This window comes from Paenibacillus sp. 19GGS1-52 (assembly GCF_022369515.1).
GTDB lineage: Bacteria > Bacillota > Bacilli > Paenibacillales > Paenibacillaceae > Paenibacillus_AQ.
Map to the genome: position 1 here is coordinate 3,905,459 of NZ_CP059724.1, position 21,071 is coordinate 3,926,529.

At 45.5% G+C, this 21,071-nt stretch carries 18 protein-coding genes and 1 pseudogene; 4 read left to right on the forward strand and 15 right to left on the reverse strand.

All coding sequences use genetic code 11. The annotated features are described in order from the left end of the window. Positions 1-276: 276 nt before the first annotated feature. Positions 277-1,569: a group II intron reverse transcriptase/maturase gene (gene ltrA / locus H1230_RS18195; RefSeq protein ID WP_239711336.1), complete on the reverse strand. Its 1,293-nt coding sequence runs from the start codon at positions 1,567-1,569 to the stop codon at positions 277-279. 364 nt (positions 1,570-1,933) lie between these two features. On the opposite strand from ltrA, the gene H1230_RS18200 reads away from it, so the two are divergent. After that, the gene (locus tag H1230_RS18200; RefSeq protein ID WP_239711337.1) at positions 1,934-2,080 is read left to right on the forward strand and encodes a hypothetical protein; all 147 of its coding nucleotides are present in this window, start codon (positions 1,934-1,936) and stop codon (positions 2,078-2,080) included. A 64-nt stretch (positions 2,081-2,144) separates the two neighbouring features. Here the strand turns inward: H1230_RS18200 and H1230_RS18205 are convergent, their stop codons facing one another. From H1230_RS18205 to H1230_RS18230, 6 genes and pseudogenes are all read right to left on the reverse strand, one after another. Continuing rightward, entirely contained in the window at positions 2,145-2,555 is a 411-nt protein-coding gene (locus tag H1230_RS18205; protein WP_154120632.1) for a bacteriohemerythrin, read from the reverse strand. Between the two features lie 103 nt (positions 2,556-2,658). Further along, positions 2,659-3,138, reverse strand: coding sequence for a riboflavin biosynthesis intermediates N-glycosidase (locus tag H1230_RS18210; protein ID WP_239711338.1), 480 nt, complete (start codon positions 3,136-3,138; stop codon positions 2,659-2,661). Positions 3,139-3,159: 21 nt separating this feature from the next. Continuing rightward, positions 3,160-4,070, reverse strand: a pseudogene (locus tag H1230_RS18215) (NUDIX hydrolase). A gap of 548 nt (positions 4,071-4,618) precedes the next feature. Then, positions 4,619-5,329 (reverse strand): SDR family oxidoreductase, encoded by a 711-nt coding sequence (locus H1230_RS18220; RefSeq protein ID WP_239711339.1) that lies wholly within the window; start codon positions 5,327-5,329, stop codon positions 4,619-4,621. Positions 5,330-5,386: 57 nt separating this feature from the next. Next, positions 5,387-5,971, reverse strand: coding sequence for a TetR/AcrR family transcriptional regulator (locus tag H1230_RS18225; protein ID WP_239711340.1), 585 nt, complete (start codon positions 5,969-5,971; stop codon positions 5,387-5,389). A gap of 78 nt (positions 5,972-6,049) precedes the next feature. Beyond that, positions 6,050-6,913 carry a cation diffusion facilitator family transporter gene (locus H1230_RS18230; protein WP_239711341.1) on the reverse strand — a complete coding sequence of 288 codons (864 nt, stop codon included), beginning with the start codon at positions 6,911-6,913 and terminating at the stop codon, positions 6,050-6,052. Between the two features lie 301 nt (positions 6,914-7,214). Here H1230_RS18230 and H1230_RS18235 point away from each other — a divergent pair, with 301 nt between their 5' ends. Further along, complete coding sequence (locus tag H1230_RS18235; RefSeq protein WP_239711342.1) at positions 7,215-8,579, forward strand: outer membrane protein assembly factor BamB family protein; 1,365 nt, start codon at positions 7,215-7,217, stop codon at positions 8,577-8,579. A gap of 27 nt (positions 8,580-8,606) precedes the next feature. Here the strand turns inward: H1230_RS18235 and H1230_RS18240 are convergent, their stop codons facing one another. The 3 genes from H1230_RS18240 to H1230_RS18250 all read right to left on the reverse strand — a co-directional run bounded on the left by H1230_RS18240 (position 8,607) and on the right by H1230_RS18250 (position 10,102). After that, a complete protein-coding gene (locus H1230_RS18240) occupies positions 8,607-9,023 on the reverse strand; it encodes a DUF6258 family protein (RefSeq protein WP_239711343.1) in 417 nt (138 codons plus the stop codon). Positions 9,024-9,181: 158 nt separating this feature from the next. Continuing rightward, on the reverse strand, positions 9,182-9,685 hold the full coding sequence (locus tag H1230_RS18245) for a ferritin (RefSeq protein WP_239711344.1): 504 nt from the start codon (positions 9,683-9,685) through the stop codon (positions 9,182-9,184). Positions 9,686-9,877: 192 nt separating this feature from the next. Then, entirely contained in the window at positions 9,878-10,102 is a 225-nt protein-coding gene (locus H1230_RS18250; RefSeq protein ID WP_239711345.1) for a hypothetical protein, read from the reverse strand. A 302-nt stretch (positions 10,103-10,404) separates the two neighbouring features. On the opposite strand from H1230_RS18250, the gene nagZ reads away from it, so the two are divergent. Further along, positions 10,405-11,637: a beta-N-acetylhexosaminidase gene (gene nagZ, locus H1230_RS18255; protein WP_239711346.1), complete on the forward strand. Its 1,233-nt coding sequence runs from the start codon at positions 10,405-10,407 to the stop codon at positions 11,635-11,637. Between the two features lie 109 nt (positions 11,638-11,746). Here the strand turns inward: nagZ and H1230_RS18260 are convergent, their stop codons facing one another. From H1230_RS18260 to H1230_RS18280, 5 genes are all read right to left on the reverse strand, one after another. Next, positions 11,747-12,850, reverse strand: coding sequence for an efflux RND transporter periplasmic adaptor subunit (locus tag H1230_RS18260; RefSeq protein ID WP_239711347.1), 1,104 nt, complete (start codon positions 12,848-12,850; stop codon positions 11,747-11,749). Positions 12,851-12,879: 29 nt separating this feature from the next. Then, positions 12,880-14,250 (reverse strand): ABC transporter permease, encoded by a 1,371-nt coding sequence (locus H1230_RS18265; protein WP_239711348.1) that lies wholly within the window; start codon positions 14,248-14,250, stop codon positions 12,880-12,882. Then, positions 14,247-14,966, reverse strand: a complete 720-nt coding sequence (locus H1230_RS18270; protein WP_239711349.1) for an ABC transporter ATP-binding protein — start codon at positions 14,964-14,966, stop codon at positions 14,247-14,249. The genes H1230_RS18265 and H1230_RS18270 overlap by 4 nt, the downstream gene beginning before the upstream one ends. A 39-nt stretch (positions 14,967-15,005) precedes the next feature. Next, on the reverse strand, positions 15,006-17,570 hold the full coding sequence (locus H1230_RS18275) for a hypothetical protein (protein ID WP_239711350.1): 2,565 nt from the start codon (positions 17,568-17,570) through the stop codon (positions 15,006-15,008). 321 nt (positions 17,571-17,891) lie between these two features. Next, complete coding sequence (locus H1230_RS18280; RefSeq protein WP_239711351.1) at positions 17,892-18,725, reverse strand: helix-turn-helix transcriptional regulator; 834 nt, start codon at positions 18,723-18,725, stop codon at positions 17,892-17,894. A gap of 148 nt (positions 18,726-18,873) precedes the next feature. On the opposite strand from H1230_RS18280, the gene H1230_RS18285 reads away from it, so the two are divergent. Further along, complete coding sequence (locus tag H1230_RS18285) at positions 18,874-20,928, forward strand: beta-galactosidase (RefSeq protein WP_239711352.1); 2,055 nt, start codon at positions 18,874-18,876, stop codon at positions 20,926-20,928. Positions 20,929-21,071: the final 143 nt, after the last annotated feature.

Here is a 21,071-nt window from a genome sequence, read left to right on the forward strand (position 1 = left end):
CTTGTTCCTCCTATAGTTTTGATAGCATACCATCCTTGAATTACTTCGTACAAAACTTGCTAAGTTAGCAACTGTGTCTGTGTGTACAAGTTCATCGTATAGGAGTTGTCTGAAACCCCGCTGAGTTCCAGCTGAGAATTTCCTGAGTATTCCAGCGCAGAATGAAACAATGGGCTAGAGTAAAGGGCTGAACAAATTCAGCCCCTCCTCATCAAACCGTACGTGAGGTTTTCCCTCATACGGCTTTCCGATGTTCGTCATTCATGGGCATGCAGTTTACAATAGCGTTTTTAGTCCATACTGGACGGCAATATATCTAACCTCTGAGAGTGAACCCATCCATCTTCTGCGTTGTCTTTTCTTGGCATACCACCGGGTTAATCGCTGCAAAATATACCAGTCCAACTTGGCTAATCTTTTTTGGCTGTAGTTCGTGTAGTAATAATTTCTCCATCCTTGGATCTTTGGATTGAGCCATTTTACCTGTTCCGCAAACGATTTCGAGCGCATGCTCGGGGGTGCTAATCTTTCTTTGACCACCTCTCGAATGCGTTCCTCTGCCTTTTTCGTTAGCCACTGTTGGGTGGTGTAGTACACCTTACCTTGGGAGGTTTCTGCTTTGGTTTTTCGGTGATGCATCCCTAAGAAGTCGAATCCTTCGTCTCCCGTCCATAATCCAACAATGCGGGTTTTGGTCGGGTGTAGGGTTAACTCCAAACGCTCCATAATTTTGCGTATGAGCTCATACGCATGTTCCGCGTCCTTCTTGGTTTTGCATACCACTACAAAGTCGTCTGCATACCTTGTGAGCTCCCCTACTCCTTTTCCGTGTTTCTCCCACAGTTGGTCGAAGTAATTTAGATAGATATTCGCAAGGAGCGGTGAAATCACGCCTCCTTGCGGAGTCCCTAAATCCGAGCGTCTTACCGTTCCTTCTTCCATAACTCCCGCTTGTAGCCACTTCCTCATTAATTTCAGTATCCTCCTGTCATTGATACGCATCTGCACCAATTTCATAAGCTTCTCTTGATTAATGTTGTCGAAGTAACCTTGGATATCGACGTCGACTACCCAATTCCCTTTACGGTTGCAGGCTTTACGAATACGTTCCAACGCCCCTTTAGCACTTCGTTTCGGGCGAAACCCGAAGGATACTTCCTCAAAGTCAGCTTCAAAGATAGGCTCAATCACTAGTTTGGTTGCCATCTGTAGGACTCGATCCCGCACAGTGGGTATACCTAATGGCCTTTGCTTGCCATCCTTCTTCGGGATATAGTGTCGCCGTACAGGTTGCGGATGGTAGTTGCCTTCTTTAAGCTCTCGCTCACATACCTTGAGAAACGGTATTTCTCCTTGTTCCTCAATATCTGCTAGCGTCACGGCATCTACTCCTGCGGCCCCCTTATTGGCTTTCACTCGTTTCCACGCTTCGCACAGTACATCCCACCGATAGATCTTGTCATACAATGCATGGAATTTACGCTTTTTGTTCGCCTTGGCCGCATGACCTAGCTTTTCTTGGAGTTGTTGAACTTTTTCCTTGGGTGTCGTTAGCCGGTTGGCATTCACTCACTCGTACCTCCTCCAAAAGCATAAACAAAGCAGGGCTCCTTCCCTCCCTAAGGTTATGTTGTCCTTAGGTTCTTCGGTACTATGAGCCCCTCGGACTCCCTTCCCACAGACGGTTCACTTCGTCTTTTGGGCTTATAGAGCGTCTCTTTACGGATTCCGAAAAAAAAATTCCGTGTGGGGGAGGGTCTCCCCAGTTCACTGCATTATCTTTCAACCCATGCCGTTCCCTCTACGCCGGAGGGTTCTTCACTGTTGTCCCAAGTTCTGCACAGTTTCCTTGGCCTTCGTCTATGTTCGCGAGACTCGGCTCCCTCTTTTCCCCCTTGCAGGGCCTTTTTGACGACGCGGCAGGATTCACTTCATGTTGCGGCCTGGATTGTCGCTCGCCCTGTCTCAGACAGGTACTTTTGTCGATGCGCTTTTACACACAGATTTCGCCATGTGCAAGCATCCTAGCTACCAAGGTGGCTTGGCCCCTCCTTGGGTTGGACTTTCACCAACTAGATAATGCGTGCCTCTGGGCACGCCAAAAAAAAGAAAATGCCCTGCGGCATCTTCGAATTATTATGTATTTATACGGCTTTGTCACGCTTGGCAATACATTCACCAATCAGTTTGTCACATTTGTTAATGTGATTAAGCAGCCAATCTGTGAGTGTGCGGTTCAGCTTAATGGTGGAGAGAACGGATACTCCTTTGGTATTAAGAGTTTCCTCTAATTCAAGAACGGTCTGTACGAACTCAGCATGGATCTTCTGGTGCTCCGTCAATTCCGGGAAATCAATATCCTTCATCAATTGTTCTTCGCTGCCAAAATGCTCTAAAGTGTACTCCTTCAGGAATTTCAGTGTTTCCCCAATCTTCTCTTTCCCCTGCTGTTTTGTGCAAGCTTCAAAAAACTCATTCAGCTTCGCTAACAGTTCTCTATGCTGGCAGTCAATCTTCTCTACACCAATGTCATACGAATCTTTCCAAGCGATCATGGACGTTACCCTTCTTCCTTCCAGAATTTGCATAATGGTAAATATAACTTATTCTCCACCATTACGCTCAAAAGGTCAGTTAATAACATCACAAGGCATTTTTCTAGTTTCTCAGTAGAAGATTATCCCGCAGCTCCGTCAAAATCTCCCCAAGCCAGTTCGTTCCGCGCCATGTGGCTCGATTAAGAATGCGTGGATCATCCTCTGTCAGACCCGCGCCCCAGATCCGGTCTGTTGGACTTGCCTCTACCAGTGAGGTTCCCTTAGTATTGAGCAGAATCTGCAGTAGATCTTTATTCTGACTAAACTTTTCATAGTTCCCTTCATATACGAAGGCTTTACAATTCTTTTCCCAAATGGCTTTATCGAATCCGCGAATCTTACGTCCTAACTCTTTTTGCTCTCTGGGCGTCTGCGTACGCAAGATAAGCTGGCTTGAGGTTACATCTTTAAACAATACGGCTTTGCAATACATCATATATTGCTCTGCACAATTAAATAGATGGCCATCAATGTAGAAGTTCGCTGGATACCACTGCGAAAAGGGCGACTCACTCCGATAGAAATAAGTAAAAATTTCCATATTAACTCCGCTCGCCTTCTGTTAGATTGAATTCCGGTTCATATTATACCGGTAAAGCTTGGATGGACGATGTCCTGCATCCTTAGTGTATTCATCCGTCTCGGTAACCGCATCCGCTATCTTTCGGCGGAAAGCAGCTGCCAGCAGGTCTTTGCCCAGAATAATCTCATAAACTCTTTGCAGCTCAGACAAGGTGAACGTCTCTGGCATCAGATTAATAATGATATCTGTATACTCAACCTTGTTACGCAAGCGCTCAATCGCATACTGGATCATGGTGACATGATCGAAGGCAATACCATTACTTTGGAGTATTTCACGTGTCAGCTTTCTGACGTGACCCTGTACGGTTTCGACAATTCTAACTACTCCGGACAACGTCTCATTCTTAATCTCATTATGGAGGGTAATGCTTATCAGTTGGGTAGCTTCACAGCCTTGAACACGTTCTTCACGATTCTCTTCTAGCACTTCATAATTTAACTCAAACCAGGCCGCATCATCGGCGTCTTCACCAGCCTGAACATTGAGGTGGGTACGGTCAACTAATGCCATATAAGAACAGCTAATGACACGTGTGCGCGGATCACGTTCTAAATCTCCCCAGGTATAGAGCTGCTCCATATAAATGTTAGAAATATTTGTTTCACTGAACAATTCTCTTCTAGCAGCATCTTCGATACTCTCATCTACAGATACAAAACCGCCTGGCAGTGCCCATTGACCCAGATAAGGATGCTCCCCCGCTTGATTAACAGCAATTGCAGAGATTTCTCCGGCAGTTTCCGATAATTGCCCTGCTCCCTGTCCATGACGGTGAAGATAAGCATATCGACCGTAACGGACGGTCGCTCATACATGCTGACATCGTAAGCTTTCAGAAATTGTTCTTCAGTCAAGCCGTGGCGGTCAGTTATGGGTTGATTAGACATGTGAAAGCTCCTTTATAAACATTAATGTTCAATTAATATCAATGTGTTATTATCATATTGTTATTATATGCATACCTGACATCTAAAAGTCAACCTCAGGCCTCCATATAAAAAACAGGACTCGTCAGAGCGATTTGCTCTTAACGAATCCTGTTGGAGAAGAACCTATAAACAAACAATCTGATGATTCAGGCTTTAGCTTCGATCAACCGTGCATGTTTCCCTGATTTCACAATTCTAATGGCCATCAGAGAAGCGAAGGCAGAGAAATCCTGCTGTCATTACCAGCGGTATATTGAAATCGCCACAAGCTGGAATCAGATGTGTCCCAATCAAACCATTAGTAGAGAAGCCACAGAGGAAAAAGGTCGCTGCCAACAGCCAAAAGGTACTATTCTTAATTGCAGCACCTGAGACTGCCGCACGACTCCAACCAAATTCATCTTCAAATTACAGCATCAGGACACTGGGTACCGAGCTGATTCCGGCAGCAACCAGTAATTCGAGGAACACTATGGAGACAACAACCCATCCGTAATATGGTCTTTTTACCAAGGCAGTACCTTATCCAGATGAAAAAATCCGCCATTAGGGCCATCATCGGGAATGGTTGCCAGTCTTACAGCTGATCGAGCGCCATCTACGATAGACAGGTCTGCGGTTGCGCCCCCCATATCAGTTTTGACTAAACCCGGATGAACGGAGTTAACTTTTACCGATGTGTCTTTTAGTTGATTGGCCCAATATACGGTCAGCATGTTCAGTGCTGCTTTGGAAGCAGCATAGCCCGGAACCGCAAACTCCTGTACCCGTTCGTTAGTAGACATGACCTCTAAGGAGCCGATGATACTACTCTGATTTACAATTCGTCCCGCATCGCTTTTGAGTAGTAGCGGAAGTAATATTTCTGTAAGAATGTATGGGGCAATCGTATTTGCTTCAATAGTCTTGCGGAACGCATCCTTCTCATCTACTGATTTCTCAAGTAACACGCCGGCATTGTTGATCAGAATATCCAGGTAACCATATGTCTTGTCAATATAGTCGAATATTGCTGAAATATGTTCTTCGTTTGTAACGTCAAGCTGCACGCCAATGACATCCAGTCCTTCCTCTTGCAGCCCTTTTGCTGCTACCTCTGCTGCGGCTAGAGTGCGTGATGCTAATAATATGGTAATGCCTTGCTTTCCTAATTGTCGCGATATTTCCAAACCTAATCCCCGATTAGCACCTGTAACTAAAGCTATTTTCTTCGACATCTGAACTTCCTCCTCCATTAGTTTAAGAATGTTCATTCTTTAATTAAACAAAAAAATTTACATGAAGAATGACATAGCGATCTTATAAATGTCCTGCAAGGTTGTCCGATCAGTGGCTGTCTTGGACATGACATGCATGCCCTGCTTGATCCCCACCAAAAATCTGGACAGCTCACGCAGGTTATAATTACTTTTCAGCTTTCCTTCTTGTTGTGCCCGCTGCAGAAAAGTGTAAAACATATTCTCCATATCTTGCAAATTCGCTTCGACACGGCTGGCAACCTTGACGTCAAATGCCGCTAAATCCATAGCCGTATTGGCAATAAAGCAGCCTCTCCGTTGCTTCCCCGTGTCTAGAGCACCGTCGATAATATTTTCAAAAAAAGTTATGAGTTGCTCCTTAGGATCTCCGGGCTGCTCCAGCACAAGAAATAATCTTTCTTTGGAAAGGTGGCGAAAACGGTCCAGACTAGCCAGAAACAGCTCATTCTTATCCCCGAATGTATCGTACATACTGCCTCTATGGACTCCTGTGTACTGGCACAGATCTTGGATCGAGGTTCGCTCGAATCCTTTAGTCCAGAATAACTCCATCGCTTTATCCAATACTTGTTCTTCGTCGAATTCCCGAGGTCTGGCCAAGTTGTAGTTCTCCTTTCCTGATCTATAGTTACTAATATAATCATTTGGGAACGATCGGTCAAGTATTATTCCAATTCCTTAATTGGGTTCGATATGTACAAGAACATTGGAAACCTGATGCCGCTCTTTCAATTGCTCTTCAATTTCTTCCGTAATGTCATGGCTCTGAACTACATTCAGTTGTGCATCTACCAGCACCGTTGTATCCACAAGCACATTGTTCCCATGGATGCGGGCTTTAATATCTTTAATCGATTGCACACCCTTAATATCAGCCACGGTTGCCTTCATCAGTTCAAGCTCTGTGGCGTCAAACCCATCTGTTAAATCATGTGATGCTTTGCGAAAAATATCCCAGGCCGTCTTACAGATCATTAGACCGACAAGTGTTGCGGTTAGCGGATCTAACCAAGGAATACCGAACTGGGAACCAATGATCCCGATTAATGCCCCCACACTTACTAGTGCATCGGAACGGTTATCCAGCGCTACTGCCTTCATAGCATTACTCTTGATAGCGCGAGCTAGTTTAATATTGTACCCATATACAGCCATCATAACGAGGGCGCCACCAGCAGCGGTCCAAGCCGCAAGGAGATCAGGAGTTTCATGTACAGGCTGAATAAATGTATTCACTCCCTGAAACAGCACTTGAAGACCTACAGCCATCATAATAAAAGAGGCGATTAACGCCGCAACTGTTTCTGCACGGAAATGTCCATAACTATGGTTGGAGTCGGGAGGTCTTCTGGATATTTTGAGACCCACTAGTACGGCTATTGAAGCAATAATATCGGTGCTATTATTCAGTCCGTCTGCAAGCAGCGCCTGTGATCCTGAAATGGTTCCAATAAATAGTTTGATAGCAGATAACACTATATAGGCTGCTATACTAAGCCATGCACCTTTTTCGCCTTGCTTGATGTCATTGTAGTTTTCCAAAGAAAAGACCCTCCAAAGAATAGTATTGTTCCATACTACACGTAGGATGTCGGGTGGGTCTAGAGAAACAGTGTTGCTGTACGGCGTAATAGTTACCCCTGCCAAATAGAGTTGCAGGACGGGAATTGTGTTGTAGTATGTAACATAGTTTGCCCTTGACCAACTCTGCCGTCTATTTACTCCTTTTAAATTCCATTGTATTCCTTTATATAGAAACTTTTTCCTATTTTTAGAGTCTAATAAGAGATCTGAAATTCAAGCTTCATTATTACAACTAGCTTTCCAAAAGGAGACTGCTCTAATGAATATCTCTATATTCCAAAAGATTACCGCCATCCTGACAACTATCACTATCCTCCTACCTCTAACTGGCGATGGAGTTGCATCTATGGCTTTTGCAGAAAAAGCTGAATTAAGTACGGGTTATTCTAATTATAGTAAGGTCGTAGCTCCAGTACTAAAACCTGCGTGGTCCTCACCTGTTGCTATACTGGATAATGGTCCAACTGGACGGCAAGTCACTGCCCTCGCAGAGAATGGCAAAGTCTTTGTATTGCAAAAAAGCAATAAGCTTGCAGCTTTAAATGCTTCTTCAGGCAAAAAACTGTGGGAATTCGGAACCACCTTGGCTCCTCTTTTCACTTACAGCAACGGCTATGTGTACGGGATGACCAGAAGCGGTTCACTATATGCTATTTCCGAGGCAGGGAAACAGATCTGGTCCACTGCTTTGTCCTATCCCCATGCCGACAGCATAGAGCATATCGGGTCCACTCTTTATGTTACACAAGCTGAACAGTTAGCAGCGGTTGATGCTGCCACTGGCAAGATCAAATGGAAAATTTCCGAAAATAGCAATATTTACATAGGATTAACCGATGTCATGGAAACTGAAGGAGTACTCATCAGGAATTATATCTCAGAAGGAGTCATCTCCCTTGGGGAGATAGTAGCTTATGATGCTAAGACAGGCAAGAAGCTATGGGAGAAATATCGTCAAGACATGCCGCTTGCCATAAAGAACGGTCTCCTGTATTCAATCACGGCTACAGAGATGTTTGAGGATGATCCGGTCAACCGCAAAATTAAAGTTTCTGTATTCAACCTGAAGAGTGGGGAATTAAAGGGTGAACGTCAATATAAATGGACTGATACTGAGAGTGATGGGGGGTTCATATCAGGAGGTGCTTATGGATCAGCATTTCTGGACGGAAATAACTTCTATGTATTTCAGGGGAAAATGCTGGCTAAATATGATTTTTGGAATTATACGGAGGAAGGAAAACCCGTTCAAGAGTGGCAACAGACCCTCAATAAAGAGGACTTTCCGTTGAATAAAGTACTTCAGAACCGGATGTTTTATAAAGATTATGCTACAGGTGCAATATGGGCCATCAAGCTAGCCAATGGGGCGAATGGACAAATAGTCCGCTTTAATCAGGGTGAGAATCCCACCGTACAGACCGATATCTTCGGCAGTGTAGTTTATACAGGACAGTCGGATGGTTTATTCCATGCCTATGACATGTTATCTCTGAAACCTATCTTCACAGTCAATACGGGTTCCCGCGAGTTTGGACCTTCGCTCAAAACAGGAGCTATGCTGATCGTCCAGACGGGTGGGAAACTGCTGGGGATCAAGCTGCCCGCTTCCATAAAACCCTAAAATATATAAAATCTAGGGTGCATCTAATTATTTTGTTATTTTTACATTTGGATGTAACGGGTCTTCCAAATAAATTTCCCGTGCTATAAATTTGATCACAACTTCTTGATAATCATTATTTTCGTTTGCAGAATATGCGGAAAACAGAAATAAAAAATGATCCTCAATATCCGTTTGCTCCACTTTCAAATAATTTATACTGTCGTTTAGAATAAATCCGCTTGGCTCAAATTGTATAGATTGAATACCAGAAAACACAATAAATCCATTTTCAATATCTTCGTCTAAGTAATAATTCCAAGTTTCGCCTCTAACCCTTGAAATTGAGTCGACTTGAATTTTAACCAACTCATTCCAACCATCAATAAGTATACTTTTACAGGCTCTATCGCCAAGATATATCGTATTAATTAAATCGTTAGGATTCGTCTGGTTGTCCATCATAAATACCTCCCCTTGAAGAAGAAACGGCTTCGCCGTCCTTAATGCGATTCTCCGAACATCTACCTACGAATTGGTCAAAAGAAGGGAGGTGTCCCAAAGCCATTTGCATGGATTTTGGGACACCCCCCTTTGAAAGAGCTTTATTTCCAACCGTAATTTTATTCCGCAGGTGGTGTAAATGAACGTGCGGCGAACTCGGCATCCAGCATGTAGAAGGCATTGCTATCTTTTTCGATACGCTTAAGCTTTTGAATGATGTTGCTGAAGAGGGCTTCTTCTTCGACTTGTTCATCAATGAACCATTTCAGGAAGTAGATAGTCGCATGCTCACGTGCATCAAGCGCCAAATCTGCCAAGTGATAGAATTTCCCTGTATTTTGCTGTTCATGGGCAAAGGCTGTTTCAAAGGCATCCAGCATAGAAGAATACTCATTCTTCGGCTCCGGCAATGCTGCGAGCGTAGCACGATTATCGCGATCATTGAGGAATTTGAATATTTTCATGGCGTGAAACCGTTCTTCTTCTGCCTGCACGAGAAAGAAATTCGCGAACCCATCCAAGCTTTCACCTGAACAATACGCAGCCATTGCCAGGTAAACATGAGCGGAATAGAATTCAAAGTTCATCTGATCATTTAGTGTTTTCACTAATTCATCCTTCATTAGACCGTCACCTCATCCTTCAAATTTAGTATTATGTAGCTGTTCCGTTTCATCTTAACATCGTGACAGTTAGGCAGCAAGCCCCTCTCTAATACAATAACACCGCCGATTCAGATCACTTCGACGAAGTGTCTTGCTTTGGCTTTAGGTTGATAATTAAGCCCTGCTGTATTCCTGCAGCATATAGCTTCTCTAAGGGTATGCCCATCCCCCTTCGTAAGCCTCATATTCAGAGCTGAAAGATATTCCTCCAAGCCAACCGGAAACATTCTTGAACACTAGTTCCCCTAGACAAGCCTTGGACGACAAACTCACCGTTAAAGACATCGAGGTAGCCTGCAATTCCTTCTGATTAATGCTCCGCAGCGTGGTCTCCAGGACAGCCCGTTGAACTTTATTATAGTTCTGAAACATCATATCCCTCCAAAGTAGGCGGATTAAATTAAATTCAAGCTAGAACGATCATTCTAGTCTTAACTTGCTTAATGCCGCTTGTCAATCTGTCAGCAGCAGGTATAGTGGTATGGTAGACTTTACTGCTGGACAAGATATATTGATCTATCTCGCATACCCAATAAGTTAGTATGAAGATGAAAGGATGATAAATTCCAGTGATAGGATTAAGCCCCCGAAAAATAAAGAAATCTCATTCTAATTCACTCAATATAGCTTCAGTTCTACTATGTTCACTACTCATAAGTGGATGTAGTGGCACGAATGTGCAAGCTGTCACAACGGCAGCTCCAACTGCTACTATGGAGGCTACGCCGGTGCAAACGGATGCTTCATCACCCACACCCCCAGCAACTGAGTCGCCAACTAGTGTTGCTACACCCATTCCCACCCAAAAGGGTGATTCGCTAGCACAAACAATAGCCGGGATGACTCTGGAAGAAAAGCTCGGACAAATGCTCCTTGTAGGCATTGACGGTACAGTCCTGGATGCCAACGCAAAGAAGATGATCACCCAAGACAAAGTTGGTGGAATCATCCTCTATGCTGCCAATATTAAGGATCTTAAGGGTATGGTCAGTCTGGTGAATTCCTTGAAAAAAAGTAATTCCACAAATCCGGTGCCACTCTTTATGAGTGTCGATCAGGAAGGTGGAAAAGTCAGCCGGATGCCCGCCGAATTTGCCAAGATTCCCTCAAACGGTGTTGTTGGGGCGTCCAATAATACCGCTGCTGCCAAGACAATGGGCACACTGCTCGCCAGAGAGATCCGCTCCGCAGGCTTTAATATGAACTTTGCTCCCGTGTTAGACATTAACAGCAATCCTGACAATCCCGTCATCGGGGACCGCTCGTTCGGAAGCTCGGCCAGCAAGGTCATCAAGCTGGGGATTGCCGAAATGCAGGGCATTGAGAGCGAAGGCATTGTGCCAGTTGTAAAGCATTTCCCTGGACATGGCGACACTTCTGTCGATTCCCATCTTGAACTGCCTGTGGTGAACAAAACTGCGGCCCAACTAGCCAAGCTGGAGTGGCTCCCTTTTCAAGCAGCCATTAAAGCAGATGCGGACGCCGTAATGGTTGCTCATATTTTGTTCCCTAAGCTCGATCTGAACAAACCAGCTTCATTATCTGACGTTATTATCGGGAAGCAACTCCGTGGAGATATGGGCTTCAAGGGTGTCGTGATTACGGACGATCTGACCATGGGGGCAATCACCAAACACTTTAATCTGGGCAATGCAGCAGTCGATACCGTTCAAGCAGGCAGCGACATTCTGCTCATCGCACATGAATATGATAATGAGCAGATCGTCCTTAAAGCACTGCAACAAAGCGTGAAGAAAGGTGAGATTACAGAATCACGGATCGATGAGAGCGTCCACCGGATTTTAGCCTTAAAGCATAAATATAACTTAAGTGACAATCCCGTTCCTGTACCGGAAATCACCAAACTAAATAGTGATATTAAAGCTTGGCGCAAGAGTGTTGCAAGATGAAACGGCTTCGCCGTCCTTTATATGGACGGCACCCGTTTCTTCGAGAAATATAAGGATAAATTATTGCGTGAAACATATAATTTCTTATATTGTGAAATAGAACTTGCCCTTACTGAAGAACAACAGTGTCTCCTGGCTTCAAGCCCGAGAGTATTTCTGTCTTCTCCGTGGTTTCCAGACCGATTGTAATCTCTCTTCGTTCATATTGGCCATTGCCCAAATCCAACATACAATAAGCAAGGTCACCCTCGTGCATGACAGCAATGCTGGATACGACGGTGGCCTTTTCTTTGCGTGTAGTCTCGATCTCACCATTCAGACTGAGTCCGCCGATCAAATGCTCATCAGGCTGCAAAGAAATGACTACTTCAAATTGCGGCACTTGGGTTGAAGCGCTGTTCTGTCCGGCAGCTGTCGTGGCGAATTTGGATACCTTAGTTACCTCGCCGGCAAGCTTTAAGTCCTTCAAAGCCGTCATATTCACTTGAACCTTCATGCCCGCTTTAATGCGGAAAATATCCTGTTCGCCCACAAGAGCGATGAATTCCAGCTTGTTCAGATCCACAATTTTACCAATATATTGATTGTCCGTCACGGTCTGCGGCCGTTCGCTTGTGCTGTCATCATATAGAAAAATACCGGTTGCCTGCGCGTGATAGACAGCTGTCTTTAGCTTGGCTTTTTTGTCAGTAAGCTCACGTGCCTGAATGTCGGCATTTACCTGGTTAAGCTCGTCATTCAGTCGGGCCGTCTCTTGTGACGCTAGTGTCTTTAGACGATCTGCCTCTGTCGCGCCTAGGACTGCTGTCTCATCATCCTGCTGAGCGACAAAATCATTTAACTCCGCTTCCAGCTGCGCCTTGCGAATGGTGGCCTCTGTCGTTAAGATTTCGTTCTTTAACGTAGTTTGATCCAGAGTGAACAGCACGTCCCCTTTCTTCACCTGCCCTCCGTTCTCCACTTTCCATTCGGTTACCTTTGAGGCAAACGGGGCATAGACCAGCGTCTCTTGTTCATATTGCGATTTCCCTTTTACCTGAACAGAATTGGCAATAGGCTCTTGCGTCACTTGAAAAGAAATGACCTGCGGCGGCTCAATGGACGCCACTTCCCCCTCGGGTTTGTACATTTTGGAATAGAGCAGGTAACCGGCAACTATCACGATTCCTGCGATGATAACCCACTTTATAATCTTCCTTATTTTGCTCTTCATCCATTCTGCATCCTTTCAACTTAAAGTTCCTAATCTCGCTTTATGGCTGTTAGCGCATCTGTTCTGGAGGCGCTGATCGCCGGATAAATTCCTGACAACACACCTGTCATGATGGCAAAAGCAAGACCAATTGGAATGGTCATTAGCGGAATGTAAATGACAAGGCCCGCTTCTCCTCCTCCAGCTGTACCGATAAGCCTGTTAATGCCCATTACGATCAGGTAAGAAAACAGGATGCCCAGCATACCACCCAGCATGCCGAGCAACGCCGCCTCTGTAATGAACATGTTACGGATTTGCCCCATGTTGGCGCCAAGCACCTTCATAATTCCTATCTGTCGCCGGCGTTGATGCGTTGACATCGTCATGGCCACGATAATGGAAATCGAAGCAATAATCAGAATGAATACCCCTGCGCCGAGCGCTGCCATTTTGATCATATCGAAGGTCTGCTTAAGCTGCTCCTGTTGAAACAGATTCGTGCTGGTCGATAAGGTAAGCTTCTGAATCAGCTGTTCAACCTGCGCTATATTATCAACGCTATCTACCTTCACAATGACAGAGTTATAGACACCCGCTTCTCCACTGGTTCCAGTGTTCAAATTCAATTCTTCTGTGAGCCGTTCAGCCGTTTCCAGGGACACATAGACTGTTTTCTCAAAAGATGCTCTTTCGTCACTTGTTCCGGGTGGATTGCCCAGTATTCCATTCACCCGCAGTGCCGAGCTGGTCTTGGTTCCGCCTGTTTGTGAGGTGAAATCCTGTGACTGCAGCTGGATTTGCTGCCGATACATCTCTGAAGGCAGTAGACTTAAGCTGTTATACTGCTCCATAATTTTGGTGTTGTACGGATCGGTTCCTAGCTGATCATATAGATTCTGCCGGGTCTCAGCGTCAATTAAGCCTATCGTGGCTCCATAATTCAGGACAGCCATTCCTGGTAAGTCGGAGGGTCCACCCTGCTTAAAGGTCTTGTCATATTTAGTGAGCAGATTCAGATCCGTCCCAATAGCCTGCACATCAGCTATTTTGTTGTCGATGGTGTACATCTGGATGTAACCCAATTGTTGAAAAGGTGCCGCTGCGGTCACATGCTTCAATCCCTGTATAATCTCCAGCTTCTGGCGGGTCAGCCTTCCCGGATCTGGTTTACTTGACCCGGAAGCTGCGGACTCCCCGCCTTGTGACGGAATGCCTCCGTTAGGTGTAACCGTTATTTCGTCCATTTTGAAATTCCGATTCACTTCTTTGGTAACATAGCTTTGCGCAGATTCACCAAGGCTCAGAGCCACGATGATCGCGGCGCAGCCAATAGAGATGCCAGCCATACAAAGAGCGGTAACCACCTTTCGCCGTTTGACCTGATCCCAAGCCATTCGTGAAATATCACTGATTCTCAAGACGTTTCCCCTCCTGCGGGTTCAGGTTCCACTTCGGCAGAAGCATGCTGTTCCGTTACCAGAAAACCGTCTCGCAAGGCGAAGATACGCTGCATCTGCTCGGCCACATCAGTCTCATGTGTAACCACAATAAATGTGGTCTTCATCGTCTTGTTCAAATGCAGTAAAATGCTAATAATTTCTTCTTCGGTCTTGGAATCCAAATTCCCAGTAGGCTCATCCGCGAAGATCACAGATGGCTCTGTAATCAGTGAACGGGCAATACTTACGCGCTGCTGCTGTCCTCCAGATAACATGGATGGGAATAAATCAGCTTTATCAGGAATCCCTACACTCTCTAGCAAGGCTAACGCCTTCTGCTTGCGGACGGATGGAGAAACAGATTGAAAGACCAGTGGCAGTTCGACATTCTCGCGAACAGTCAGACTGGCGATCAGCTCATAGGCCTGAAAAATAAAGCCAATATGCCTTCTCCGGAACTCCGAGAGCTTGTTCTCGCTCATCTTCACGATATCCTGATCGGCAATGTAGATATGGCCATCACTTGGCTTCATAAGGCCAGCCATCAGATTCAGCAAGGTTGATTTACCAGAACCAGAGCTGCCGAGTAGAGCGACCATCTCCCCTTGCTTAACGGTAAAGTTAATATTATGAAGGACCGGAGTGACTTCATTGCCATTCTTAAAAGCATGCGTTACATTTTCGACTCGCAACATAGGTGCTGCTCCTTCTTGTACTTTGATATAAATGAAGTCCTATTTCTCGATTACCGGAAGCATCTCATAGGTTATTGTGTAGGGCTGGTTAGCCAGCTCCATCCGTTCCCCCTGAAACTCATCATAAAGCGTTACTCTGTAGGTCCCGCCATGCAGGTTCTTGTACAGATTGCTGCTGAATGCCATGGTGAAGCGGTTATTACTGCCTTCAGTCAGATCCGTACCTAGAACTAAGGCTCTTTCCTGCGACTGGCCGAAAGGGTCTGTAAACTTAAGAATCAGCTTATGTCCAAAGGCTCCCATGTCGTAGCTGCTGTCTCTAAGCAGGTTATAATTCAGAACCAAACTTATGGTATCGCTGCCTTCAGTAAGTCTGCCATCTGAGCTTATAACAGATAAGTTGTAGGGATATAGGGCGATTTTCGATAAATTAATGGCTGGTTTAATGGCCTGTGGATTCAGCGCCAAGGCAGCAATGTTGATAAATCCTGAAGCCTCTTGTCCGGGTTCACTTAGCTTATTCCCGGTAATCCCTGGACCTAGATAAAGAGCAACGTCTGTAAGGCTTACGGACTTAGGCAGCTTAGCCCAGAAGGAGATTAATTCAGTACCTCCTGGCGAAGCTGATGTATCCATTTGATTAGACAACGCTTCATAAAACTGACCATCTGCTGTTCTGAAGTAGGCTTGCAAGCGTGCCATTTTACTTTGTCTTTTCTCTTCGCTGCTCATGAGCAGCTCCGTATACACGATTTTGGAGCTAAACCCTTCGTAAACAGTGGTCTTGTTCTCATGGACCTTGGCCTGCTTGCCTTTACCGGTAATGGCATAGCTTCCTCCACGTTCAATGGTGTCTACAGAATTCAATGTGTTATTTGTACTTAATGTCAGGAATGGAACATTCTCTTCGTTCACTGTTGAATAGAGATTAACTTTTAAACTGCTAAAGTCTTGTGTATATGGAATTTTAGCAAAAAGATACATTTCGGCTGTTTTCCCAGGAGCGAGTACTGTTGCTTCCTTATCCATAAACAGCTGTGTCGTAGACGTTAAATCGTCGGTATCCAGCTTTAAGGCTGCTTTTAATTCCGGCAGGGTAAGCGTCACGGACTGGGTGTTGGTAAGGTTCAGCTTGGCAATTATGATATCATCTTCCTTCCAAGGAAGGCGCTGCAGCGACTGAATGTTGTAGGAGAAGGAACCATATGGGGTAGTGGCATAGTACTCCATTCCTTTTAACGTATCGGATTTAAGGGTATATGGAATAGTGAAATAGGCCACGGGAAAGGTAAGCTTGATGGCGGCTTCTGGAGTCCCCGGAGTCCCAGCTTCCACTGGCGTTGTTGTGCTGACTGAACTTCCTGCCTCGATCATTTGCAACTGCAAAGTATTTTGCTCAACGGTCAGTGGAACCTCAGCGGTAAGCTGAATAACCTTTTGTTCCAGAGGCTTCAGGGTCATACCACTTAACGACTTGGCATTAATCGGGAAAGTAGTCCCTTTCGAAGATTTGACAGCAAGTTCATAGACAGGCAAAGTGACGGCCTTATTCCCTGTATTTTTCAACCGGAGCTGGAAAGACCAATTCCCTGTTTCATTCTCTGCATAAACCTTGGCGTCAGCCAGCTGGGTTTCGATGGTATTGTTATTGATTACAATTTTTTTGACAACACCGTTACCCACAACCAGATTCGGTACAGTTGCCGCCGGCAGCTTGAATGAAGACTTGGGAAGCTCCAGCTTGAGTGGCTCATCCTTTTGCGTAAATTGCAGCTTCATGTTATCGGTTTTCAGGTAAGACGGAATTTCCGTCAAATAATAAACAATCTTCTTCTCCTGCGGCTGAATCTTATAACCGTTCTGAGAACTATCCAGTGCCAGTTCAAATGAAGTTCCTCCCGCAGATACCAGATAGCTAGAATATCCCGGATCACTTAATACCTTATTGCCTCTATTGGTCAGACTGATTCCAACTTTGGCATATACTTTTCCGTTATATTTATAGAGTTGGAGTGACTCTGTACGAGCGGTTACCGGGTTGTCATTCATTGTGGTTAATACATTTGTGCCACTTGCAATAGTAGGAGAATAGTTGGCGGGCAGCGTAAAAGTACCCACCTGCTTCAAATATCCCTTGGTTTTGGCATCCCAGACGTACATGGGAATCTTGAGACCCGTTAATACATTGGTTGTACCTACATTGACATAATACGTTACACGTAGATTTTCCCTGGACTCCACCTTCTTCTTGAGCGCATCCACACTAATCGGATTGCCAGGGATAACCGAGCCGCCCGGCGTAACTACTCTTGAAAAATAATGAATCAGGTTCGCATTACTAGAGCTTGCATTAGAATATTTCAGCGTATATGTCAGTATGTTCCCGCCCGCTTGCGCCCAGATCTGGACGTCCTCAAGTGCTGCAGTGATCCCTCCACCCAGTTGAATGGTACCCAAATTAGCAGTGGTGGCTACTGTAGCAGCAGCTATTGCAGGGTAGGCCTTGCCGGATGCGGTTGCAGCTGCAGCCGTATAACCGGGCAACTGACTGATAACAAAGGTGCCTGCCAGCAAAGCAATATATGTATTTCTATACTTTCTCATTCATTTCCCCCAAGTGTATTTACTAGAATTATTATAGTGGCAGACGCGGAATAATTTGTATCCATGTTGTAACTCTTACCAAGCGCTTGTAACCTATTTGTTCCATTTCCAGCAAAAAAACAGCACAGATTGTGCTGTTTTTCAGTGGTCCATGTTTGGATCTTCGGGGAATACGTCTTTCTAAGAGTATAAGTCACTATTTAAACACTGGATTCTTCGGTCACGCTGAAAACAGCGGAGAGAACAGACTGATTGCGGAAAAGCGTCAGCGATTGGAGCAACGGTCCGTTCTCGGAGCGTCCACATAAACACCGAACTTTCTTAAGAACCGAACGCCATCCGGTACTGCTTAGGCGGTAGCCCTTCATTTTGCTTAAATACCTTTATAAAATAGCTCGCTTGGGTGAAGCCAGCCTGAGTAGCGACTTGGGCAACGGACAGCTCTGTAGAAACAAGCAGAAGTTTAGCCTTGGCTAACCGACAATCTGTTAAATAACGGTTCGGCGTTTTGCCCATAACTACCCGAAACAGGCGCAGAAAGTGGTAGCTGCTGTAGCCCGACAGCCGAGCCATTGTTTCCAGTGTCCAAGGCTTGCTGCACTCTCCGTGAATGATATCTGCTGCACTGCGGATCGAATGTCTGACCTCCAGAGGAACTGAACCGTGAAGCGGCTCGGAATTTTGTAATAAATTTACCAATATTTCATATAACAGCGCAGATAGCCGAGGTTCACCCCGAGTCTCATAGGAAGCGCTTAGCTGATACATTTCATCGAATAAAGACTCCAGACCGCTCCCCAGATCAAAGGTGAAGAAATATCCGCGTGTCCCATCTGCCTCCTCTAGCAAAGGTAAGGGTAGCTCCGTTCCAAAGTGGACCCACCGCACATCCCAAGGCTGGCTGAGATCAGAGCCATACTGCTGGTGAGCCCCTCTCGGAAAAAGAAATCCGCTCCCGCTCCTCATCGGTATCCGTTCTCCTTCATGAAATACATAACCCTCCCCGCCAAACACCAAATGGAGGTTATAACTGCCTAAGAACCCTTCACCCCTTCTCTCCGCATGCTGCGGAAAATCTGTATAGTGTCCCAGCATTTCTGGATAACATACGTATTTGGTGAACGCCGGTGTCGGCAAATACCATTGAATTCTCATCCTAAAACAGCTCCCGATTCTGTAGTGAAGCAAGCACGCAAGATAATACTATATTAGCAATATTATGTTATATATAATTATATACTACTGATACTACAATAGATGAGTATAGGAAATAAAGCATATTTTTAATACTTTGGAGGTTACTATGAAGAAACCTGTCGCTAAGGAACAATTCGAGCTTGGTGTCTGTTATTACCCGGAGCATTGGCCTGAAAGCCTGTGGGCGGATGATTACCGCCGCATGGTAGAAATGGGCTTTACAATCATTCGTATGGGCGAGTTCGCCTGGTCTATTTTTGAACCTGAAGAGGGCAATTTTCAGTTTGGCTTGTTTGACCGTGCCATCGATCTGGCACATAGTTATGGGCTTAAGGTTGTGCTGGGAACGCCGACGGCTACTCCACCCGCTTGGCTTACGGAGAAGTATCCTGAAGTGCTGAATGTGACCTATGAAGGTGTAACCCTGCAGCATGGTATGCGCCGCCATTATAACTACAGCAGTCCCAAATACCACGAGCTCTGTGCAGCGATTGCGGGTCAGTTGGCAGATCATTATGGCAGTCATTTGGGTGTGGTCGGCTGGCAGATCGATAACGAGCTTAACTGTGAAATCAGTGAATTCTACTCAGAGAGTGATCACAATGCCTTCAGAAAATGGCTGCAACATAAATATAAGTCACTGGATAAGCTGAACGAAGCCTGGGGTGCCGTATTCTGGAATCAGAGCTATAGTGACTGGTCACAGGTCTATTTGCCACGGCCAACACCTTCACCCAAACAGCCCAATCCGCATCAGGCCTTGGACGAGAAGCGTTTTATTTCCGACAACACCATAGCTTTTGCCAAAATACAAGCGGATATCCTCCGCGCCAAAGCCCCCCAGCAATGGGTGACTACGAATGGTTTATTCGGGCATCTCGATAGCCATGAGCTGAACGATCAGTTGCTGGATTTCTTCAGCTATGATTCGTATCCGCAATTCTCCAGTATTTACTATGATGCAGCTGAAGTGAATCCACTTCGGGATCGCGGCTGGGGCCTCTCATTGTCGGCGGTACGCTCAATCTCCCCTAATTTCTGTATTATGGAACAGCAATCCGGTCCGGGAGGTTGGGTGAACCGGATGGATATGCCATCACCAAAACCGGGCCAGATGCGTTTATGGACCTATCAATCTATCGCACACGGTGCTGATATGGTGCTCTATTTCCGCTGGCGAACGGCTACGATGGGGAACGAAATCTATTGGCACGGAATTAATGATTACCATAACCAGCCTAACCGTAGAGTGCGCGAAGCGGCACAGATCGGCCAAGAGCTAGCAGCATCAGGTCCAGCAATTGTCGGAACAGTTACCCAAGCTAAGGTAGCGATTGTCCGTGATTATGATAACGAGTGGGACGGAGAATACGATGTATGGCACGGCCCGTTCATGTGGCAGAGTAACAAGGAATGGTTCAAGGCGCTGCAGCACAGACATATTCCGAATGACGTACTCTATTTACGCAGCAAGACTACACTTGAGGAACTTGCACGTTACGAAGTATTAATCTATCCGCATCCAGCTATCCTAGCTGACGAGACAGCCGCTTTATTGGATGCCTATGTCCAGCAAGGCGGCAAGCTGATCTTTGGTTGCAGAACGGGTTACAAGGATAAACGCGGCCAATGCTATATGCGTCCTTTTCCAGGAGCAGCCCAGTCACTCTGCGGTATTACAGTGGAGGAATTTACAATGGTGAAGGGAACACGCCTTCCTACCTTCATAAGCTGGGCAGATAAACCGGAATTGCTTACGGGAGCAGATTCTTTTAATGAAATTCTGCAAGTAATAGAAGACTCCGTTGAGGTCATGGGCAGCTATGCCAGTGATTATTATGCTGGCAAACCGGCCGTGACGCGGAACCAACGTGGCAAAGGCGAAGTTTGGTATTATGGGGCTGTATTCAACGAGGACGCGGCCGTTCAAATCATCAACTACTTGGGACTGCAGTCTCCTGCGGCAGAATGGCTTGAGCTACCTGCGGACGTAGAGCTGCAAATCCGTGAGAGCGATTCCGCCAGTTATACTTTCTTGCTTAACTACAGTGAAGAACCTGCGACTATCCTGCTTAAAGAAGAAAAAAGAGATTTGTTGACTGACCAGCTGATATCGGGAACTCATACGCTAGAAGGTTTCGGAGTGTTAGTGTTGTATTGATATATAAAGCAGAGCAAAGAAGCCCTTGTCTATGACGACGAGGGCTTCTTTGCTCATCATAACAGTCCAAACCGCTGTGAATTGACAGATATCTAAATTGCTTTTATAGTGAAAATTACTTCGGTAGTTTACAGTCATACATA